This is a genomic window from Streptomyces sp. NBC_00385, from assembly GCF_035917155.1.
Classification (GTDB): Bacteria; Actinomycetota; Actinomycetes; order Streptomycetales; family Streptomycetaceae; genus Streptomyces; species Streptomyces poriferorum.
The window spans coordinates 4778394-4794994 of the sequence record NZ_CP107951.1 but is presented as its reverse complement, the minus strand read 5'-3'; the positions used below and the strand labels follow the sequence as shown (position 1 = coordinate 4794994).

17 protein-coding genes are annotated in these 16601 nt (G+C 70.3%); 10 read left to right on the top strand and 7 right to left on the bottom strand.

From position 1 onward, the window contains the following. Positions 1 to 101 precede the first annotated feature (101 nt). Positions 102 to 1868, bottom strand: coding sequence for a lysine--tRNA ligase (lysS, locus tag OG959_RS21425; RefSeq protein ID WP_326666531.1), 1767 nt, complete (start codon positions 1866 to 1868; stop codon positions 102 to 104). Between the two features lie 169 nt (positions 1869 to 2037). Between lysS and argS the strand changes: the two genes are divergently transcribed. After that, positions 2038 to 3822: an arginine--tRNA ligase gene (gene argS / locus OG959_RS21420; RefSeq protein ID WP_326660743.1), complete on the top strand. Its 1785-nt coding sequence runs from the start codon at positions 2038 to 2040 to the stop codon at positions 3820 to 3822. Positions 3823 to 3891: 69 nt separating this feature from the next. On the opposite strand, the gene OG959_RS21415 is transcribed toward argS, so the two are convergent. Continuing rightward, the gene (locus tag OG959_RS21415; RefSeq protein WP_326660741.1) at positions 3892 to 4320 is read right to left on the bottom strand and encodes a hypothetical protein; all 429 of its coding nucleotides are present in this window, start codon (positions 4318 to 4320) and stop codon (positions 3892 to 3894) included. A 246-nt stretch (positions 4321 to 4566) separates the two neighbouring features. Between OG959_RS21415 and OG959_RS21410 the strand changes: the two genes are divergently transcribed. The 4 genes from OG959_RS21410 to OG959_RS21395 all read left to right on the top strand — a co-directional run bounded on the left by OG959_RS21410 (position 4567) and on the right by OG959_RS21395 (position 7870). Continuing rightward, positions 4567 to 4977, top strand: coding sequence for an ATP-binding protein (locus OG959_RS21410; protein WP_442805754.1), 411 nt, complete (start codon positions 4567 to 4569; stop codon positions 4975 to 4977). 104 nt (positions 4978 to 5081) lie between these two features. After that, positions 5082 to 5369 carry a DUF4190 domain-containing protein gene (locus OG959_RS21405; protein ID WP_326660739.1) on the top strand — a complete coding sequence of 96 codons (288 nt, stop codon included), beginning with the start codon at positions 5082 to 5084 and terminating at the stop codon, positions 5367 to 5369. Positions 5370 to 5497: 128 nt separating this feature from the next. Then, positions 5498 to 7063 (top strand): hypothetical protein, encoded by a 1566-nt coding sequence (locus OG959_RS21400; RefSeq protein WP_326660737.1) that lies wholly within the window; start codon positions 5498 to 5500, stop codon positions 7061 to 7063. Between the two features lie 9 nt (positions 7064 to 7072). After that, positions 7073 to 7870 carry a DUF4253 domain-containing protein gene (locus OG959_RS21395; protein WP_326660735.1) on the top strand — a complete coding sequence of 266 codons (798 nt, stop codon included), beginning with the start codon at positions 7073 to 7075 and terminating at the stop codon, positions 7868 to 7870. Between the two features lie 6 nt (positions 7871 to 7876). On the opposite strand, the gene OG959_RS21390 is transcribed toward OG959_RS21395, so the two are convergent. Next, complete coding sequence (locus tag OG959_RS21390) at positions 7877 to 8854, bottom strand: MarR family transcriptional regulator (protein ID WP_326660734.1); 978 nt, start codon at positions 8852 to 8854, stop codon at positions 7877 to 7879. 376 nt (positions 8855 to 9230) lie between these two features. After that, on the bottom strand, positions 9231 to 10661 hold the full coding sequence (locus OG959_RS21385) for a helix-turn-helix domain-containing protein (RefSeq protein ID WP_326660733.1): 1431 nt from the start codon (positions 10659 to 10661) through the stop codon (positions 9231 to 9233). Between the two features lie 417 nt (positions 10662 to 11078). Between OG959_RS21385 and OG959_RS21380 the strand changes: the two genes are divergently transcribed. Both OG959_RS21380 and OG959_RS21375 read left to right on the top strand, forming a co-directional pair. Further along, positions 11079 to 11840, top strand: coding sequence for a DUF4232 domain-containing protein (locus OG959_RS21380; protein ID WP_326660730.1), 762 nt, complete (start codon positions 11079 to 11081; stop codon positions 11838 to 11840). Positions 11841 to 11892: 52 nt separating this feature from the next. Continuing rightward, positions 11893 to 12618, top strand: coding sequence for a DUF4232 domain-containing protein (locus OG959_RS21375; protein ID WP_326660728.1), 726 nt, complete (start codon positions 11893 to 11895; stop codon positions 12616 to 12618). Here the strand turns inward: OG959_RS21375 and OG959_RS21370 are convergent. Continuing rightward, a complete protein-coding gene (locus OG959_RS21370; protein ID WP_326660726.1) occupies positions 12612 to 13043 on the bottom strand; it encodes a DUF3224 domain-containing protein in 432 nt (143 codons plus the stop codon). The genes OG959_RS21375 and OG959_RS21370 overlap by 7 nt on opposite strands. Positions 13044 to 13151: 108 nt before the next feature. Here OG959_RS21370 and OG959_RS21365 point away from each other — a divergent pair, with 108 nt between their 5' ends. Then, positions 13152 to 13952, top strand: a complete 801-nt coding sequence (locus OG959_RS21365) for a HEAT repeat domain-containing protein (RefSeq protein ID WP_326660725.1) — start codon at positions 13152 to 13154, stop codon at positions 13950 to 13952. Between the two features lie 18 nt (positions 13953 to 13970). On the opposite strand, the gene OG959_RS21360 is transcribed toward OG959_RS21365, so the two are convergent. After that, complete coding sequence (locus OG959_RS21360) at positions 13971 to 14366, bottom strand: ATP-binding protein (protein ID WP_326660724.1); 396 nt, start codon at positions 14364 to 14366, stop codon at positions 13971 to 13973. Between the two features lie 152 nt (positions 14367 to 14518). Between OG959_RS21360 and OG959_RS21355 the strand changes: the two genes are divergently transcribed. After that, positions 14519 to 15304, top strand: coding sequence for a helix-turn-helix domain-containing protein (locus OG959_RS21355; RefSeq protein WP_326666527.1), 786 nt, complete (start codon positions 14519 to 14521; stop codon positions 15302 to 15304). After that, a complete protein-coding gene (locus OG959_RS21350) occupies positions 15301 to 15540 on the top strand; it encodes a DUF397 domain-containing protein (protein WP_306070592.1) in 240 nt (79 codons plus the stop codon). The genes OG959_RS21355 and OG959_RS21350 overlap by 4 nt, the downstream gene beginning before the upstream one ends. Before the next feature lie 31 nt (positions 15541 to 15571). Here OG959_RS21350 and hemB read toward each other — a convergent pair whose 3' ends face one another. Continuing rightward, positions 15572 to 16570 carry a porphobilinogen synthase gene (gene hemB, locus OG959_RS21345; RefSeq protein ID WP_219573197.1) on the bottom strand — a complete coding sequence of 333 codons (999 nt, stop codon included), beginning with the start codon at positions 16568 to 16570 and terminating at the stop codon, positions 15572 to 15574. Positions 16571 to 16601 lie beyond the last annotated feature (31 nt).

The window sequence follows — 16601 nt, the reverse complement described above, 5'->3', positions numbered from 1 at the left end:
CGTGAGGCGCACCCCCCGCGACTTCCCCCGCGCGGGGGGAACACGAAGGGCCGTCACCCGGATCCCCGGGTGACGGCCCTTCGCCCTGTGTGCGTCCGCGGTCAGGCGCCGAGCAGCGTCCGCACCCGGTCCGCACCCACCGCGAGCAGCAGCGTGGGCAGACGCGGACCCGTGTCCCGGCTGACCAGCAGCCGGTACAGCAGCGCGAAGAACGACCGCTGCGCCGCCTTCAGCTCCGGCGTCGGCTTGGCATCCGCCTCCAGCCCCTCCATCACCTTCGGCACGCCGTAGACGAGCGTGGTCAGCCCGTCCAGCGACCAGTGCGAGTCCAGCCCCTCAAGCAGCAGCCGCAGCGACTCGCGGCCCTGCTCGTCCAGCGAACCGAGCAGCTCCTTGTCCGGCTCGCCCCGGACGATGGTGCGGGCCTCGGCCGGGACCTGGGTGGTGATCCAGTTCTCGGCCCGGTCGAGCCGCGGCCGGGCCTCGTCCAGCGACGTCAGCGGGCTCGAAGGGTCCAGCTCGGTGAGGATGCGCAGGGTCTGGTCCTCGGCCCCGGCCGTGATGTCGGCGACCGACGCGAGGGTCCGGTACGGCAGCGGACGCGGCGTGCTCGGCAGCTCACCGGCGGCCGTACCGATGGCCCGGGCGTACGCGGCGGCGTCCGCCGGCAGCACGGAACCGTCGGCGACCTTGCGCCCCAGCGAGTCCCACTCGTCGTAGAGCCGCTGGATCTCCTGGTCGAAGGCGATCTTGAAGGACTGGTTGGGCCTGCGGCGCGCGTACAGCCAGCGCAGCAGCGGCGCCTCCATGATCTCCAGCGCGTCGGCCGGGGTCGGCACGCCGCCCTTGGAGGAGGACATCTTCGCCATGCCGGAGATGCCGACGAACGCGTACATCGGCCCGATCGGCTGCACCCCGTCGAAGATCTCGCGGACGATCTGGCCGCCGACGACGAACGACGACCCGGGCGAGGAGTGGTCCACCCCGCTCGGCTCGAAGATCACGCCCTCGTACGCCCAGCGCATCGGCCAGTCGACCTTCCAGACGAGCTTGCCGCGGTTGAACTCCTTGAGCCGCACGGTCTCCGCGAAGCCGCAGGCCGTGCAGGTGTAGTTCAGCTCGGTGCTCTCGTCGTCGTACGACGTGACCGTCGTCAGGTCCTTCTCGCAGTTGCCGCAGTAGGGCTTGTACGGGAAGTAGCCGGCCGAGCCGCTGCTGCCGTCGTCCTCGCTCGCCGCACCGGAACCCGCCTCGGCCTCCAGCTCGGCCTCGTCGACCTTCTTCTGCTGCTGCGGCTTCTTGCCGCCCTTGGCACCGCCGGCCGCCGGGTCCTTCTTGGTCCGGTAGCGGTCCAGGACAGCGTCGATGTCCGCACGATGGCGCATCGCGTGCAGGATCTGCTCGCGGTACGTCCCCGCCAGGTACTGCTCCGTCTGGCTGATCCCGTCGTACTCGACACCCAGCTCGTCCAGGGCCGCCGTCATGGCGGCCTTGAAGTGCTCGGCCCAGTTCGCGTGCGCGGAGCCGGCCGGGGCGGGCACCGAGGTCAGCGGCTTGCCGATGTGCTCGGCCCAGGACGCGTCGACGCCCTCGACCCCGTTCGGCACCTTGCGGTAGCGGTCGTAGTCGTCCCACGAGATCAGATGCCGGACGGTGTACCCGCGCCGGCGGATCTCGTCGGCGACCAGGTGCGGGGTCATGACCTCGCGCAGGTTGCCCAGGTGGATCGGGCCCGACGGGGAGAGGCCGGACGCGACGACGACCGGTTTGCCAGGCGCACGACGCTCCGATTCGGCGATGACCTCGTCCGCGAAGCGGGAGACCCAGTCGGTCTCGGTGCTGCTCTGACTCTGAGCCACGGTCGGCACGTCCTTCTCTCTTGTAGGACTCATAGGGGCGAGGACCATTCTCCCAGGTACCGCCCACAGCGCGAAAACGGCTTTGCGGGGGCGCGCGGCCGGAGGCGTAAACCGCTTTACAGCCCGTGGGATACTTGGGGTCATCCCTTGTACCCCTACGGAAACGGCAGCCCGTCCCATGCCTGAGCACGGCTCGGTCAATTCCCTCGCTTCCACGCTCCAGCAGCAGCTGGCGGACGCCCTGACGGCAGCTCTGCCGGATGCCGGTACCGCGGACCCGCTGCTGCGCCGAAGCGACCGGGCCGACTTCCAGGCCAACGGCATCCTGGCGCTCGCCAAGAAGCTCAAGGGCAACCCGCGCGAGCTGGCCGCCCAGGTCACCGGCGCCCTCCCGGCGAGCGACCTGATCAAGGACATCGAGGTCTCCGGACCCGGCTTCCTGAACATCACGCTCTCGGACAAGGCGATCATCGAGACCCTCGCCGCCCGTGCCGCGGACGACGAGGACCGGCTCGGCGTGCCGTACAACGCCTCGGCCGGCACGACCGTCATCGACTACGCCCAGCCGAACGTGGCCAAGGAGATGCACGTCGGCCACCTGCGGTCCGCCGTGATCGGCGACGCGATGGTGCAGATCCTGGAGTTCACCGGCGAGTCCGTCGTACCCCGGCACCACATCGGCGACTGGGGCACCCAGTTCGGCATGCTCATCCAGTACCTGATCGAGCACCCCGACGAGCTGGACCACGAGGACGACAAGAAGGCCGACGGCGAAGCCGCCATGTCGTCCCTGAACCGGCTCTACAAGGCGTCGAGGGCCCTCTTCGACTCCGACGAGGAGTTCAAGGACCGCTCACGGAACCGGGTGGTCGCCCTCCAGGCCGGTGACCCGGAGACGCTCGCCCTGTGGCAGCGGTTCGTCGACGAGTCGAAGGTCTACTTCTACTCCGTCTTCGACAAGCTCGACATGGAGATCAACGACCCCGACATCGTCGGCGAGTCCGGTTACAACGACATGCTGGAGGAGACCTGCCGGATCCTGGAGGAGACGGGCGTCGCCGTCCGCTCCGAGGGTGCGCTGTGCGTCTTCTTCGACGACGTGAAGGGCCCGGACGGCAACCCGACCCCGCTGATCGTCAAGAAGACGAACGGCGGCTACGGCTACGCGGCCACCGACCTCTCCGCGGTCCGTGACCGGGTGCAGAACCTCGACGCGACCACCCTGCTGTACGTGGTGGACGTGCGGCAGTCCCTGCACTTCCGGATGGTCTTCGAGACGGCCCGCCGGGCCGGCTGGCTGAAGGACGGCGTCACGACGCACCAGCTGGCCTTCGGCACCGTGCTCGGCAAGGACGGCAAGCCGTTCAAGACCCGTGAGGGCGTCACGGTCCGGCTGGAGGACCTGCTCGACGAGGCGGTCGAGCGGGCGACGGCCGTCGTCCGGGAGAAGGCCGAGAAGATCGGCCTCTCCGAGGAGGAGATCGTCGAGAACGGCCGGTACGTCGGCATCGGCGCCGTGAAGTACGCGGACCTGTCGACCTCCGCCGTACGGGACTACAAGTTCGACCTGGACCAGATGGTGTCGCTGCACGGCGACACGTCGGTGTACCTCCAGTACGCGTACGCGCGTATCCGCTCCATCCTGCGCAAGGCCGGCGACGCGAAGCCGGTCGCGCACCCGGAGCTGGAACTGGCACCGGCCGAGCGGGCGCTCGGCCTGCACCTGGACCAGTTCGGCGAGGTGCTGTCCGAGGTGGCGGCGGGCTACGAGCCGCACAAGCTGGCCGCGTACCTCTACCAGCTCGCCTCGCTCTACACGACGTTCTACGACCAGTGCCACGTCCTGAGCGACGAGAACCCGGCCGAGGTGGTGGAGAACCGCCTCTTCCTCTGCGACCTCACCGCCCGCACCCTGCACAAGGGCATGGCGCTGCTCGGCATCAGGACCCCCGAGCGCCTCTGAGCACGGACAGAGACGGGGCCCGGCACACTTCGGTGTGCCGGGCCCCGCTGTCTTTCCGTCCGTCTCCGGCTACTCGGGCCGCCCGAGCGCCCACCCGGACACGTCCGCCAGCCGGCCCCGCCACAACGGCAGCCCGATCGGGGCCGCGCCTCCGAGGACGAGCGTCGCGTCCCGCAGATGGATCCAGCGGGGCAGCTGCCGCACGCCCTCGTCGGACCGCAGCTCGTCGATCCCCTGGTCCACCGTCTCGGGGAACTCCGCGATGAGGTTGGCGCCCTCACCCTCGACCTGGCGCAGGCTCCTGGCCCATTCGGCCTTCCACGCCTCGTGGCCGATCACATCACCGTGCAGCACCCCGGCCGGAAGGGTGAGCGTGAGCGGCAGCCCGGACCGCATCTCCTTGTCGAGGAGCTGGATCAGCAGCTGGAGCTGGAGATCGGGCACGGGCTCGACGACGACCGCGGTCGAGTCCGGCGCGCGTTCGACGGACTCGTTCATGGTGGAATCCCTTCGCAGCAGATCGGATGTCTCGGGCACACACCTGCCCGGAAACCCGCGGGACACGCATTTCCCTCCTCCTGCTTTCCTCGCACAAAGAATCTCGGATACACCGAAATACCCCGGGTACACGCAACAGGAACCCGCCTCCACGTACGACTCACGGGGTGAGAACAGATGACGAAACAGTGCGCCGCTCCCTTTTCCGCCACCGAAGTCCCCGCCACCGAAGTCCCTTCCGCCGGAATCTCCACCACCGGAATCTCCACCACCGGGAGGGAGATCGCGCGGTGTCCGGCACCTCCACCCCACCGAGCGGCGGAAGCACGCGCGGCAGCCGCCGACTTCGCGGCGCGGCTGCATCCCGCACCGTCGGCCCGCACCGTCCAGAATCTGCTGCTGCTCTCGTCGGAACTGGTCACGAACGCGATCCAGCACGCCGGAGCGGTCACAGCCCTTTCCTTCAAGGCCGACAGCGACACCCTGCACGTCCGGGTCGCCGACCCGAGCCCCGCACATCCGCAGTCCCGCGTCCCTGACATGAGCGGCCGGACGGGCGGCTTCGGCTGGCCGATGATCCTGCGGCTGGCCCATCGCGTGACCATCCGCCCGCTCGGCCAGGAAGGAAAGATCATTCTTGCCGTAATGGCGCGCTGACCGCACCGTGACCACCGCACGGATTCCCTTCCCCGGCATGCGTCAACTCATCAAGGGCACAAGACGATTCCAGCACCGAACCGATAATTCAAAGGGAGAGTGCAATGACGCCTGACAACAGTTCGTACTCCGCCCCCGCCGCCCGGTCCGGAACGAACGGCTTCGCGGTAGCCAGCCTGATCTGCGGAATCATCGGCCTGCTCTTCTTCGGCATCGTCCTCGGACCGGTGGCCATCGTGCTCGGTGTCGTGGGCCTGCGCCAGCTGTCCGCGAAGGGCGGCACGGGCATGGCCAAGGCCGGCCTGGTGCTCGGTGTCATCGACCTGCTGATCGTCGTCGTGCTGGTGATCGCGGCCGCCTCCGGCGGATTCAGCTGGTACGTGGGCGGCTGACGCCACCGCCCCCGCACCCCGCCCGACCTGCGAACCCCTCCCCGACAGCCATTGACCGGCCTTCGGCCGACAGGCGATAGTGACGCGGCCGATCTCTCGTCGGCCGCGTCACCCGGGGTGGGGATCTCATGCAGGACACCGAGCACGGCACGTCGCCCGAAGAGGCACCGGAAGCAGCCGCGGCACAGGAGGCGGCGGCCGCCGCGGAAGCGATCCAGGCAGCCCTCAGCGGCAGGAGACCCGCCGACGCCCGCGCCCGGGCGACCGCCGCACTGGAGCGGTACGGCCCCGATCCCCTCCTCTACACGCTGCTGGGCCGGGCCCACGTCGCCGAGAACGAGGACGACCACGACGACGCGGCCGAACGCGCCTACCGCCGGGGCCTGGACGCCTTCCCCGACGACGTCGGCCTGCTCGCGGCCTACGCCGAACTCTGCCTGGAATCCGACGCGCTCGACCGCCCCGGCCGCCACGCCCGCGGCCCCGGCCTCGTCGCCCGGGTCGGCGAACTGGCCCCCGACTCAACGTACGTGCGCCGTCTGGACCGGATCAGCAAGGGCATCGGCGGCATCATGGCCGCGACGGGTGGCGGCAGGCCCTCCCTCGCCACGCCCATCCCGCTCTCCGCCGCGCACACGCAACGCCACGACGTCCGCACCGCCCTGACCACCGCCCCGAACCTCGCCGAAGCCACCCGCCTCGCCGCGGAGGAGTCCCAGCACTACCTGTACGACCTGCGCCGGATGATCCGCGCCGAAACCCTGGCCGCGCTCGGCCGCCCGGGCCGCCGGCTGCTCGTGGCACAGGTGCGGGCCCCGATCCTGCTCGTGCCCCTCGCCCTCGCGCTGGGGGCCTTGGCCATGATCCCCAGGTCCGCGTCTCCCCTGTCCCTGTGGGCCGGAGCCGCCGCCCTGCTCGTCTTCCTCCCGCACCGCCTGCTCGGTGCCCTGGAAAGCCGTGCCCGCACCCGCGCCGCGTCCCGCCTGCAGCCGCCCCCGGCCGACAGAGACCCTTCGTACAGCCTTCTGCCGCCACCGCCCGCACCCGGCGCACGCGATGCCGTCGCGCTCGTGGCAGCCGTCGCGCTGGGGTTCTTCGCGCTGGTCTCACCTTCGTGGCTCGTGACCTCCTCGGACACCGACGACCCGCACACCACGGCATCGGCACCGGCACCGGCCTCGTTCCGCGGCCAGCCGCTGCTCTCCGCGCAACCGGCCGTCGACGGCCTCGACTCGGAGATGGCCGGGATGTGGACCAATGCCTTCGACACGTCGTTCGCCTACCTCTACGGCTCCATGGAACAGCTGGCGTCCTACGGCGCCCAGCCGGCCGCCTACGTCTTCGGCTCGACCGGTGACGCCCTCGACGCACCGCCAGCCGTGGTCAGTGGCACCCAACTCGGTCTCACCGAGTCCGACGCCGCCATCGACGACACCTGGGAAGCGAGCCCGGGCATCGCGGGCGGCCGGCTGCACTGCGCCTCGTACGCGACCGCCACGGAGGAGAAGGGCGCGCACACCGCCTGCTCATGGACCGACAGCCGCAGCTACGGCACGGTCGTCCTCAACGAAGCGGGCCTGGACCACGAGACCGCTGCGGCGGCCGCGCGCGAAATGCGGGACGCGATCCTCCGACAGGAGACCGTGAGTGATACGCAGGCCCTGGGCGGTCCGGATGTCAGCGGCGACGCCTAGGGTTTCGGCATGGCGACGCTTCCGAACCCACTCAGCTCCCCCGCCGACGCAGACCTGCACCTGCCGCCCGGCACCTTCGTGGACGCCACGATCGACGAGGTGTGGCACGAGCCCCTGCTCTGGTACGCGGACGCGCCCGCGTCCCCCGGCAGTTGGACCGCGCTGCGCACCACCGGGCGGCCCGTCGGTCTGCTGCCCGTACTGATCGACGGCGGCACGCGCGACCAGTGGCCCGAGGCGTGGGACCTCGGCCCGGCCAGGACGTCGTACCCCGGCGATCACGACGCCGAAGAGGTCCTGAGCGAGGCCTGGGAGGCGTACGCCCCCGAGGAGCTCGGCCTCGACGACTCCGAAGCCGACTGGCCGGGCCTCGCCCCCGTACCGGCAGAAGCGGCGAGCGAGGACCCCGACACCTCGGCGGCGGGCCTCGCGGACTTCCTGACCGACCCGAGCGGCCCGATGACCGGACTGCGGGCGGCTCTCGTGCCCGCGCGCCGCAGCGCGGACATAGCGGCGGCGATCGGCTGGTCGGGACCGCTCAACCACGAGAACGACGTGGCACGGCTCTGCGCGGTGCTGCGTTCCTGGGAGGACCGGTTCGGAGCGCGGGTCGTGGTGCTCGGCTTCGACACGATGGTCGTCTCGGTGAGCCGCCCGCCGACCACCATCGCCGAGTCCGAGGCCCTGGCCGCCGAGCACTTCGCCTTCTGCCCGGACAACATCCAGCAGTCCACGCTGAACAGCCTGGACACCTACGCGGAGAAGGCCGTGCTCAACCAGCGGACCTGGGCCTTCTGGTGGGACTGAGCCGTCTCAGGGCGCCTTGAGGAGGTCCCGGAGTCCGGCGACGAGTGCGGTGACGTCCCGCTCGGCGGGCGGGTCGGGCACGGGCTCTGCGGGAGCGGCCTGCCGGCGGCAGGAGCGGCAGAGGCCGTCGGGGAGTGCTTCGGCGGGGCCGGGTGCACCGCAGTCGGTGCACTCCATCATCACGTGGCGGACGGGGGATCCGGCCGATGGCGGTGTGGGGGCGGTGGGCAGCGCGGGCGGCAGCTTGTCCATGAGCCGGCGTCGGACGAAGCCGACGGGCGAGTCGACCTGGGCAGGCAGTCCGGCGGTGAGCGCGCTGGTGAGGTAGTCGGCGTTCACCCCACGTGCGAACCACCGCCCGGCCAGGTCCTCCAGGGCCGTGCAGTCGTCGGCGGAGAGCGTGAGCCGCCTGTCGATGCGCCCCAGACCGGCGAGGGCCAAGTACGCGGGCGAGGAAGCCTCACGAACCGGCGCCGCCACAGGCACTGCCGTGCGCTGCGGGGGCAGGGCACATGAAGCAGGCTCGGAAACGGGAACGGGAACGGGTACGGGAACGGGTACGGGCGCCTGCACCGGCTGCGGCACTCCCGGGGTGAGGTGGTTCGCCCACCACTCGTTGTCGCGTGCCGTACGGGACCAGAACGTGCGGAACACCCACCGCACCTCGTCGCCGACGCCGATCGCACAGCGGACGCGCCGCAGGTGGCCGGCCACGGACAGGGCGGTCAGCGCGGAGGCGATGGCCTGCTGCCCGTAGAGCGGGATCTGCCTGGCGAGGCACTTCACGCTCATCGACGCGCCCTCGGGAAGGTGCTCGATGAACCCGGCGATGTACCGCTCGCGCAGGGGCAGCAGAGCGAAGTCATCCGGCTGGGCGGGGAGTTGGTCCTGTGCGGAGCGCTTGCCGTAACCGGGCTGGGCCATCGGGTACGGGGCCGCCACTGCGGGCGCGGGCAGGGCGGGACTAAAATTCTGGGCAGCCACGGGATCGCCTTTTCCGATCTTGGGGTCAGACCCCGGCTCGGTGGTTCAACACCGCGTCGGGGTCGATGCGTTCTCGCACCGTAAACACTCGCCACGCTCCGTCGCAAGCCGTCACCATTAGTCATACTTGCTCGCCGCTACGGGTCAGGGAGGTCGGGGAGGTTTTACCAACCCCCCTGTATTCAGTGGCCGGTTAAAAGAAGGCGCTCGCATCTCGCGGCTCGCGTCTCGGAGCCCGGGTCCCCAGCCCCGAGCTTCGGGCCGAACCCGGCCCGAGACGGGTCCACCACCCCTCGAACGAGTGACGGTCGCCGCCCGAAGCCCGAGCCCCGAGCCCCGGGCTTCGAGCTTCGGGACCCGAGCTCCGCAGGGGCGGTCAGCTTCCCTGCCCCTCCAGCGACTCCGAGATGTCCTCCCACTCGGCCGTGTCCTGCCGGTATTCGTACACGGGCCGGTCCTTCATGCTGCTCGTACGGAACGGCTTGCCGTTGTCGTCGATGCGCAGCGTCCCGGTCCGGCCCCCGCTGGACCAGTCCAGCTCCAGGTACCAGGTGACGTCGTGGTCCTCGGTGTGGGCGTTGACGTGGAACACCTCCACGTCGGTGGAGCTCACCCGGTACGGGAAGTTCTTCGCCGGGACGACCTTGCCCGCGTCCTCACCGGCGACCGGCCGCGAGACGGGCCGGCTGTCGTCCAGGTCGATGTTGAACGACTGCGGCACGATGCCGCCCCCGCAGCCCTCCCCCATGGAGTACGCGGGCCAGTCGTTGGCCGCCTCCTGCTTCACCACCCGGACATGGAGCGCCTTCAGGACGACCGCCTGCTCCGACGCTCCCTGGAGGGTGAGTTCGATCAGCATCTTCCCCCCGTCCACCCCGCCCAGCTGCGCCGCCCAGTTGCGCCTGGCCCGGTCCTGGACGTCGGGCACCGGCGGCATGCCCTTGGGGTCACGGTCGAGGACGTAGTACTGCCCGCAGGGCCAGTCCCAGTTGTACGAACTCAGGGTGGAGGTCACCGGCACGCCCTGGAACCCGGTGTTCTTCTCGCCCTCGCCGTCCGACCCCAGGGGGCCGGTGGACTTCTTCGCCGTGGCGGAGGGTGAGGCGGAGCCACTGGTCGCGGACGGCGAGGGCTTCGAAGGACTCGGCGACGGAGACGTGCTGCCGCTGCGGCTCGGTGTGACCGGCGCGCTGCTGCGGGGCGTGTCCATGCCCTCCTCACGGGTGCGGTCGCCCGAGTAGTGGTTGATCGCCAGAGCGGTGGGCACGGTGAGCGCCACGACCGCAGTGGTCGCGAGCAGGACCCGCAGCCGCTTGGAGGACAACCGGCCCCGGGCGGGACGCGCGGCACCGACGGGGCGCGCATCCGGCGTCACGTCGTCGGCCGCCGACTCCGACTCCGACTCCGACTCCGGTTCCGCTTCCGGCTCCCGCAGGCCCGCGGGCGGGGGCACGGGCACGGGTTCGGGCCCCGGCTCCGGCTCCGGCGGAGCCGTGAGCTCCGGCGTCACCGCCACCGGCTCGGCCGCCCCGGCGGCCTCCGTCTTCCGGGTGGCCCCTCGCCGCTTCGCCTCGTCGGCCAGGATCCACTGCCGGTGCAGGCGCATCAGCTCGTCCGACGTCGCACGGCACACACGCGCGAAGCGCTCGACCGGCGCGTAGTCGTGCGGGACCGCCTCGCCGTTGCAGTACCGATGAATCGTGGAGGTGCTCATGTGCAGCTTCTGGGCGAGCGCTCCGTAGCTCAGCCCGGAGCGCTCTTTCAGCCCCCTGAGCAATGCCGCGAAGTCCTGGATCTCCGTGCTCACCCTGACCGTTCCCCTCTCCTACCCTCCCGGAACGGCGTCCCAGGCAGGTGATGTCATCGCAGGTCAGAGGCCATTTTCCCGTTCCAGCGTCCCGTACAGGCCGTGATCCGTTGCCACTGGATTCACGGACCGGACACGATGGTGGAACACACCGCAGCGGCACCCCGGCCAGGGCGAGCAGCGCGACTCGTACACCCACCAACTCTGCCCGCCACCGGGAGCCGCCGTGCGTACTCGTCCTCAACTCAGCCTGACCGACGCAGTCGCCACAGGAGTTCTGATCGCCTCTGTCGCGACCGTCATCGCACTCCTGTGGCACCTCTGACCACACGTCATTGTCCAGTACAGCTGTTAGCCGCTGACGCACCAAAGCGGCGCCCCACACTCCGCAACACTCGACGAACGGAAATCCATCTCATGCGTACCCTCAACTTCCGCCGCGCCGCCCGCACCTCCGCCCTCGGCGCTGTCGCTCTCATCGCCTCCCTGTCCCTGACGGCCTGCCAGGGCGACGACCCGGAGCCGTACGACGCCCTCCCCTCCGCTTCGGCCGGCGCGGCTTCGAAGACCCCGGCGGAGAACTCCGGCGCCTCCGGCGACAAGGGCACGGCGGCCCCGGACTCCGACCAGGGCAAGGACTCAACCGGCTCGGGCTCCGGCGGCGGCACGTCCACGACGAAGCCGAAGGGCGACGGCGGCAATGGCGGCAACGGCAACGGCAACGGCGGCAACGACGACAGCGCCGACACGGCCACGGTGACCTGCACCGGAGGGAACACCAAGCTGTCGATCACCGAGGTGAGCCGCCCCGTCAACCACATGCTGCTCACGATGACCAACACCGGTTCGAAGGCCTGCAACGCCTACTACTACCCGTACCTGAAGTTCGGCGAGGCCCAGTCCGTGCCGAACACCTTCGACGAGAGCAAGCCGCAGGCCGTGGTGACCATCAACCCGGGCGAGTCGGCCTACACCGGTGTCATGACCTCGGCGGCCGACGGAAGCGGCTCGAACGGTTACTCCACCCAGGACCTGAGCGTCAGCTTCCAGAACCGCGACGGCAACTCCGACAACACCGGCTCGTCGGTCAGTGTCCCGCTCTCCAAGAGCGTCCACGTCGACAGCAGCCTGACCGTCTCCTACTGGCAGATGAGCATGGACGACGCCCTCACCTACTGATCCACCACAGACCACCACCACTTCACTGCACGACTACACGGGGAGCACCACCATGCGCAGCAACCTCATCCGCACCACCACCCTCGCCGCCACCGCCCTCCTGGCCGCCCTCTCCCTCACCGCGTGCGGCAGTGAGACCGGCAGCAGTGAAAGCGCCAGTGCGGGATCGGCCGCTCCGGCCGCCCACCAGGCCGTCAAGGAGTCCCGGCCCCCGGCGGCGACCGCCGCTCCGGAGGAGAAGACCACCGGCACGGGCAGCACACCCGAGAACACCACTGCCCCCGCCCGGAGCGACGGGAAGAACACCACCGGCTCCACGAAGCGGACGGGCAGCGGCACCAAGCCCGACCGCACCCCCACCACCTGCACCGGCGGAAACACGCGGACCACCGTCACCACGGTGAGCCGCCCCCTCAACCACCTGCTGCTGACCCTGACCAACACGGGTGACGGCCCCTGCTACGCGTACTACGCGCCGGCGCTCCGCTTCGACGACGCGCAGGCCGCCTTCCCGGTCCTGGACGACAGCAAGCCGCAGGCCGTCGTGACGCTCGACCCGGGCCAGTCCGCGTACGCCGCCATCGGTCTGACCGGAGAGCCCGGCGCCGGCCCGGCCCCGCGCAAGGCCACGCGCCTTCAGGTGCACTTCTCCGGCAGGAGCGGCCAGGGATCCACGGGCACCCCGGTCAATCTGACGCTCCCGTCCGACACCTACTGGGACGACAACGGCTTCGTCACCTACTGGCAGACCGAGATGGCGGACGCGCTCGCCTACTGAGCGTCTGCTGCGGGGCCGGCGTCGAAGTCGAAGTCGAACCAGATCCGGTGGGTGCCGTCCTCGTCGACGGCCAGCCCGCCGCCCCCGCGGATCCCGGCCAGCGCGCCGGTTCCGCTGGACGGCGCGATCGCGAAGAACTCGTTGCTGCGGTCGTCGCCGCTCGTCGAGGCCGAGTGCACGAAGTTGAACGTGCCCTCGCGGCCGTCGACCGCCCCTTCGAAGGACTCAATCGCCACGTACGTGCCGGCGCCGGCGGCCTGGTCGAAGGCGGCGGTGAACAGGGTCGTCGAACGCCCCATGATCTCGCCCTCGAAGCTCTTAACGATGGTCGCGACGCCGACGGGGAGTGCGGTGGTCACCTCGGGGTCGGGCTTCAGATCGGCCGGGACGAACGAGGTGACGGTAAAGGTTCCGGAGGCTCTCATGGCGTCGATCGTAAGGACACGGCCGGTGTACGCGGCAGAGAACCCGCAGATACGGTCCATGCCCGCCAACGGCAGGAGGCTCCGGCCGGTCCCTCTACCATCGGCGCCATGGCCATGTTCGTCCACCTGACACCCGCAGCCAACGCGGCCCGTATCCGCAAGTCCGGGATACGGGCCGTCAGTCATGGCCGGGACGACGACAAGGGACTGTTCTGCTTCCCGGTCCTGCCCTCCTACACACTGACCCACCAGTGGCTGCGCGAACTCGCCCGCCACGGCGGCCCGCGCGGCCTCGTCGCCGTCCACCTGCGACTGCCGGACGACGAACCCGTCACGGTTGGCCACTACAGCAACCGCCCGGGCCGGTCCCATACCCCCACCACGGCAAGCGAAGCCGTCCGCCGGCTGGCCGCCCTGGAGGACCCGCGCGGCTGGGAGGTCTTCCTCCCCAGGGCCGCGACCCGGGCCGAGATCCACCGCGTACGCGCCGTCCGCCAGGTGACCGGCTGGCGCTACTTCCCCGGCTCCAACGGCACATCGCCCTGCACCTGTTACGGCTGCCGGGTACGCGGTGAGTACGGTTCCCAGCGCCTGCGCCACCGCAGGCCGCATCCGCTGGACGGGCCCGCACCTGCGCCGTCCGTCCTGCTCGCCCGGATCACCGAAGCAGGCGACGCCGCCCAGCTGTGCGCGACCCTGTACTGGTTCGGCTTCCGCCGACGCGGTCCGATCGACCAACTCGCCCACCTCGCCGACCATCCCGACGCGGACGTACGCGTGGCCCTGGTCGAGGCCGTGGCCCGCTGGCGTACCCCCGGAGTCGACGAGCTCCTCAAACGTCTCTCCGAGGACCCGGACGAGGACGTACGCGAAGCGGTCGACTTCACCGACCGCCTGAACCCGGCCTGAGCCGGCCGCCGAGCCCCCTCAGCCGAACTCGCACCACACGATCTTCCCGGGCGACCGCTCTCCCACCCCCCACCGGTCCGCCAGCGCCTCCACGATCACCAGCCCCCGCCCCGACTCCCCCTCCGGCTCCCGCACCCCGGGCTCCCCGTCACCGCTGTCGTGCACCTCGACCCGGACCTGCCCCTCGCCCCGCAGCCACAGCATCAACCGGTAACCACGCCCGGGCGGCACCCCATGCACGAGCGCGTTGGTGGCCAGTTCGCTCACGCACACCAGCACCTCGTCAGCCCGCACCTCGCCGAACCCCCAGTCGGCCAGCGCACTCCGTACGAACTCCCGGGCCTCCCGGACCGACCGGCGCTCCCGCCGGAAGAACCGCTCGCGCAGCAGCGGGAGTTGCATCGTCTCGTTCATGGAACCAGCGTCACACTCGGTGACTAGGCTGTCGCAGTGTGCGCGCCCGTACAGATTTCTTGTACGGGTCGCGCGCGCGTGAAGCACGAATGCGGGTGGGAAGTGGGGACCGTATGCAACCCAGGAAGCGGCAGCGCAAGAACGCATCGGCGATGAGGCTGGTGGGCGCACTGGTTGCCCAGTTCCGCACCGCCGCCGGAATGACCCAGCGTCAACTGGCCGAACAGACCTGCACCCAGCCGGAGACCATCGCCTCCGTCGAACAGGGCAGACGCGCCCTCCAACTGCCGCTGGCCCGCCGCATGGACACCCTGCTGGAGACGAAGGGGGCGCTAGCCACGGCGGTGGAGAACATGCCGGAGGTGGACCTGATTCCGGCGTGGGCGGAGGAGTACATGGACCTGGAGCGGGAGGCGCTCGCACTGTCCTGGTACGACAACCAGGTCGTTCCCGGGCTCCTCCAGACGGAGGCGTACGCGCGTGCGGTGTTCCGCAACAGGGTCCCTGTCTTCAGCGAGGAGAAGATCGGGGACCAGACCGCAGGGCGCCTGGGGCGACAGGAGATCCTGCGACGCGACCCGCCCCCGACCATCAGCTTCGTGATCTGGGAGCCGGTCGTGAGACTTCAACTCGTCGACGACGAGGAGCATGCGGAGCAACTGCGTCACCTGCGGACGTGCGCCGCACTCCCCGGTATCTGCCTCCAGGTGCTCCCCCTGAACCACCGCACACATGCAGGGCTCGACGGGCCCTTCATCCTGCTGGAGACACCGGACTACCAGCACGTCGCCTACTCGGAAACGCAGCGCGGGAGCCTGCTCGTCTCCGACCCCGACGAGGTCAGCATCCTGTCCCAGAAATATGCGATGCTGCGAGCTCAGGCCCTCAACCCCGAATCCACCGTGGGCCTGTTGGACAGCCTGCTGGGAGAGCAATGAGCACTGCACGCACGTGGTTCAAGTCCAGCTACAGCGGCGACGAGGGCGGCGCCTGCCTCGAAGTCGCCTACGACTGGCAGAAGTCGAGCTACAGCGGCAGCGAGGGCGGCGCCTGCGTCGAAATCGCCGCCCACCCCGCCGCCGTCCACGTCCGCGACTCCAAGAACCCCGAGGGCCCCACGCTCACCCTCGCCCCCACCACGTGGACGGCCTTCGCCGCGCACATCGGCTCCTGAGGCACCCGCGCCAGGCCCCGCCGGACCTCCGTCAGGAACGGCGCAGCTTCTGCGCGACCTCCGTCGCCCAGTACGTCAGGATCATCTGCGCGCCCGCCCGGCGGATCCCGGTCAGGCTCTCCAGGATCGCCGCGTCCCGGTCGATCCAGCCCTTCTCCGCGGCGGCCTCGATCATCGCGTACTCGCCACTGATCTGGTACGCGGCGACCGGCACGTCCACCGAGTCGGCGACCTTCGCCAGGACGTCCAGGTACGGTCCGGCCGGCTTGACCATGACCATGTCCGCGCCCTCGGCGAGGTCGAGCGCCAGCTCGCGCATCGACTCGCGGAGGTTGGCCGGGTCCTGCTGGTACGTCTTGCGGTCGCCCTTGAGCGAGGAGCCGACGGCCTCGCGGAACGGGCCGTAGAACGCGGAGGAGTACTTCGCCGTGTACGCGAGGATCGACACGTCCTCGTACCCGGTCTGGTCCAGCGCGTCGCGGATCACGCCGACCTGGCCGTCCATCATGCCGCTGGGGCCGACCACATGGGCGCCCGCGTCGGCCTGGACCTGGGCCATCTCCGCGTACCGCTCCAGCGTCGCGTCGTTGTCGACCCGGCCGTCCTCGGTCAGCACACCGCAGTGGCCGTGGTCGGTGGTCTCGTCCAGGCAGAGGTCGGACATGACGACGAGGTCGTCACCGACCTCCTCGCGCACCGCGCGCAGACCGAGCTGGAGGATGCCGTCCGGGTCCGTGCCGGCCGTGCCGCGGGCGTCCTTCTTCTCGTCCAGCGGGACGCCGAACAGCATGATGCCGGAGACACCCGCCGAGACCGCGTCGACCGCGGCCTTCCGCAGGGTGTCCAGGGTGTGCTGCTGCACGCCGGGCATGGCCGAGATGGCGACGGGCGCGTCGATGCCCTCGCGCACGAACGCGGGCAGGATCAGGTTCGCCGGGTCGAGCCGGGTCTCGGCGACCATCCGCCGCATCACGGGGGTCGTCCGCAGCCGTCGGGGGCGAGAGCCGGGGAAGTTTCCGTACACAGTCATCCTTCGAGACTAGACCCGTACACATCACGCT